Annotated in this window: 4 protein-coding genes; all 4 read left to right on the top strand. The window is 28.1% G+C overall.

The genetic code is table 11. The features are described 5' to 3' along the window. Positions 1-89 precede the first annotated feature (89 nt). Genes nusA through rbfA form a run of 4 tightly spaced genes read left to right on the top strand, consistent with a single transcriptional unit; the run spans position 90 to position 3636 of the window. Positions 90-1157, top strand: a complete 1068-nt coding sequence (nusA, locus tag RI68_RS00845) for a transcription termination factor NusA (RefSeq protein WP_017193369.1) — start codon at positions 90-92, stop codon at positions 1155-1157. A 10-nt stretch (positions 1158-1167) separates the two neighbouring features. Further along, positions 1168-1440 carry a YlxR family protein gene (locus RI68_RS00840; protein ID WP_017192569.1) on the top strand — a complete coding sequence of 91 codons (273 nt, stop codon included), beginning with the start codon at positions 1168-1170 and terminating at the stop codon, positions 1438-1440. Positions 1441-1480: 40 nt separating this feature from the next. After that, positions 1481-3286, top strand: coding sequence for a translation initiation factor IF-2 (infB, locus tag RI68_RS00835; protein WP_017193368.1), 1806 nt, complete (start codon positions 1481-1483; stop codon positions 3284-3286). Positions 3287-3291: 5 nt separating this feature from the next. Continuing rightward, complete coding sequence (rbfA, locus tag RI68_RS00830; RefSeq protein ID WP_017192571.1) at positions 3292-3636, top strand: 30S ribosome-binding factor RbfA; 345 nt, start codon at positions 3292-3294, stop codon at positions 3634-3636. The last annotated feature ends 20 nt before the right edge of the window (positions 3637-3656 follow it).

The raw sequence follows: 3656 nt of genomic DNA, 5'->3' as shown, positions 1-3656 counted from the left end.
TTTTTATTAAGTGGTTATTTTATATAATCACTTTTTTAATTTTATTCTCATTTACAAAGGAAAATATTTCAGCAAAAAGGAGGTTTTTTTTGAAAAATAAAGAATTTTTAAATAATATAGATCAATTATCGCAAGAATACGAACTAACTCGTGAACAGACTATTCAATCTTTTGAAAAGGGTTTAGTTTCTGGTTGTAAAAAAAATTACCAAGTTAAAAGTTGTCGTACAAAAATTACTCCAGAATATGATGAAATTTTCTTATATAAACAATATTTAGTAATTGATCCTAACGACGAAGAAACGCTAAACGCCAATGAATATAGTTTCCTTGATTTAGAGGAGGCGCAAAAATTAAAAGAAGACGCACAAGTAGGAGATATTATCGAAATTGAAGTTGATCCGAAAGATTTTAATTTTTATGCTAGTAAAGATTTTAAAAATAAATTTAACGAAGAATTGATCAAACAAAAAAGAGAAACCATTTATAATTTTTTTAAAAATTATGAAAAAAAATTAATCAGCGGTAAAGTAATAGCGGAAAATACTCATTTCTACACTTTAGAATTAGAAAAAGAAATTAATACTTTATTATCTAAAAAAGAAACCCTTCTTAATGATAATTTTCGTATTGGCGAAAGAATTTCAGTTTTTGTCTTAGAAGTTCAAAATACTACTAAAATGCCTAAAATTTTTGTTAGTAGAGTCCATGTTAATTTTGTTGTTGAATTATTAAAAGAATTTGTTCCAGAAGTGCAAGAAGGCATCATTAAAATTATGGGAATAGCCCGCATACCATCAGACAGAATTAAAATAGGCTTAATGTCTACTGATCCTAAAGTAGACCCTATTGGTTCTTGCATCGGCGAAGGCGGAAGTAGAATAAAAAGTGTGGTTAATATTTTAAAGGGCGAAAGGATTGATTTATTTCAATGGAGTTCTGATCCGATAGAATTGATAACTAACTCTCTTCAACCGGCTCAAATTCTTAAAATTACCTCTATTAATGAAAAAAATAAAACAGCGTCTGTTGTGGTTGCTGACGATCAAGCCTCTTTAGTAATTGGTAAATTAGGAAAAAATGTTAAATTAGCCGCTCAGGTTACTAAATGGAATATTAACATTCAAACCTTATCTCAACAAGAAGAATTAGAATGATTTAATAATTATGGTGAAAAAAGTATTCTTACCTAAAGATATTTTAAGAACTTGCATCGTTAGTCGTCAAAAAAAACCCAAAAAAGAGTTGATTCGTGTAACGATTTCCAATCAAGGTGTTATTTCTCTTGATTTGGAACAAAAACTGCCCGGAAGAGGCGCTTATTTTATTTTAAATAATGAAAATCTTTTGTTAATTCAACAAAAAAAACTTTTAGATAAAAAATTAAAATCTTTTGTTGACGAAAAGATTTATAAACAACTTTGGGATTTGTTAAATTGATAAGAGAAGAAAAATGCTATTCAAAGGAGAACAGAAAAATATGAATTTAGAAAAAAATCCAAAAGAAGAAAAAACGACTGATAACGAAACTATTGGAGTAACAAGTTATGTTTTCAATCCTAAACACACAGTTCAAGATTTAGCTAAACACTTACAAGTTTCTAATATTTTTTTAATTAAAAAAATATTAGAAATGGGTGTTAAAACTAATATTAATCAAACCTTAGATCGAGAAACTATTGAACTTTTGGGATTAGAATTAAACCTTCAAATTATTTATTCTCCTCAAGTTGATCCAGATCACAAAAAAGGTAAATCTAAAAAAGAGAACACTAAATTGACTAAAAGAGTTCCTATTGTAACTATTATGGGACATGTGGACCATGGTAAAACAACTTTATTGGATTCTATCAGACAAACGCGTGTAGTAGACCAAGAATTTGGAGGGATTACTCAACATATTGGAGCTTATGAAATTAGTTATAATAATAATAAAATAACTTTTATCGATAGTCCAGGCCATGAAGCTTTTTCACAAATGCGTTCTAGAGGGGCTAAAGTCACTGATATTTGTGTTTTAGTGGTAGCTTGCGATGATGGAGTCAAACCACAAACTATTGAATCTGTAGAACATGCAAAAGCGGCTAATGTGGACATAATTGTTGTTATTAATAAAATTGATAAATTGAACAATAAAAAAGAAAACATTATGACTGAACTATCTAATTATGGCTTATTACCTGAAGAATGGGGGGGCAATACTCCTTATATTGAAATGTCGGCTCTTAAAAAACAAGGTTTAAACAACTTATTAGAAATGATTTTGTTAATGAGTGATATTAAAAACATTCAAACTGATTTAACAAAAAAAGCCGAAGGAACAGTTTTAGAAGCTAGTTTGGTCAAAAATAAAGGACCTTTAGCTACTTTAATTCTCACTAACGGAATTTTAAAAATCGGTGATGTGGTTGTTGTCGGTGAAACTTATGGTAAAATACGCTCTATAGAAGACGATTTAAAGAAAAGTTTTAAACAAGCGGTTCCTTCGCAACCAGTAGTAGTTTCTGGTTTAAAACAAGTGCCTCAAGCTGGCGATCATTTTATGTTAGTTGAGAATGAAAAAGTCGCGAAACGCATAGCAGACGAAAGAAAACATTTAGCGAAAGCAAAAAAATACGCTCTTTTAGATGAAATAGCAGCTTACAATGATAATGTTTTTGAATTAGAAGACGAAAACGAAACTAAAACTTTAAACATTATTTTAAAAACTGATACTCAAGGAAGTATTGAAGCGATTCAAAAAGCTTTAGGACAAATGTCTACCGAAGAAGTGAAAATTAATTTTATTAAAAATTCTGTAGGGATGGTAACTATTAATGATATCAATTTAGCTAAAACTTTTGAAGCTTTATTAATTAATTTCAATACTCCTTTAAATAATGATTTGCTTAAGTTTGCTCAAGATTCTAAAGTAGAAATTAAAACTTATCAAATTCTTTATAAAATGATGGAAGATATTGAAATTGAATTGAAAAAATTAATCAAACCTGTTTTTGAAGAAAAAATGATGGGGCAAGCTGAAGTTAGAAAAATATTTTATATAAGTTCTATCGGTCATGTTGCGGGTTGTTATGTTACTAGTGGAACTATTTTTAACAATTCTTTAGCGAAAGTGATCCGTAATAAGGAAGTGATTTACGAAGGCAAAATAACTTCTTTAAAACATTTAAAAAATAATATCAATAGCGCCAAACAAGGCCATGAATGTGGTATTGTTTTAGATAATTTCAACACTTTTCAAGTTGATGATATAATAGAATCCTCTAAAATGGAGAAGGTAGTATAAATAATATGAGTATTGTAAATGAAAGAACAGCGAATTTAATTCACAAAGAGATAGTTTTTATAATTAATCAAATAGTTATAAACGATAAAATAGGGTATATCAATGTTACTGATGTTGATTTAACTAAAGATTTATCCTTTAGCAATATTTATTATACTCTTTTAAAAGATGACGAAGAAACTGTGGCTCTAGCGGCTGAAGTTTTAGAAGAACATAAAAAAGAAATTCGTATGGAATTAGCTAAAAAAATCAGAAATATTAAAAAAATTCCTAATTTAATTTTTAAATATGATCAATCTTTAGTTTATGGCAAACATATTGATAAACTTTTAGAAGACATAAATAAATAAAAAAGATAAATATTTATTAT

Source organism: Vaccinium witches'-broom phytoplasma str. VAC (genome assembly GCF_000309405.1).
In the GTDB taxonomy this organism is placed as follows: Bacteria; Bacillota_I; Bacilli_A; order Acholeplasmatales; family Acholeplasmataceae; genus Phytoplasma.
The sequence above is the reverse complement of the archived record's forward strand: the minus strand, read 5'-3'. Positions and strand labels throughout refer to the sequence as shown.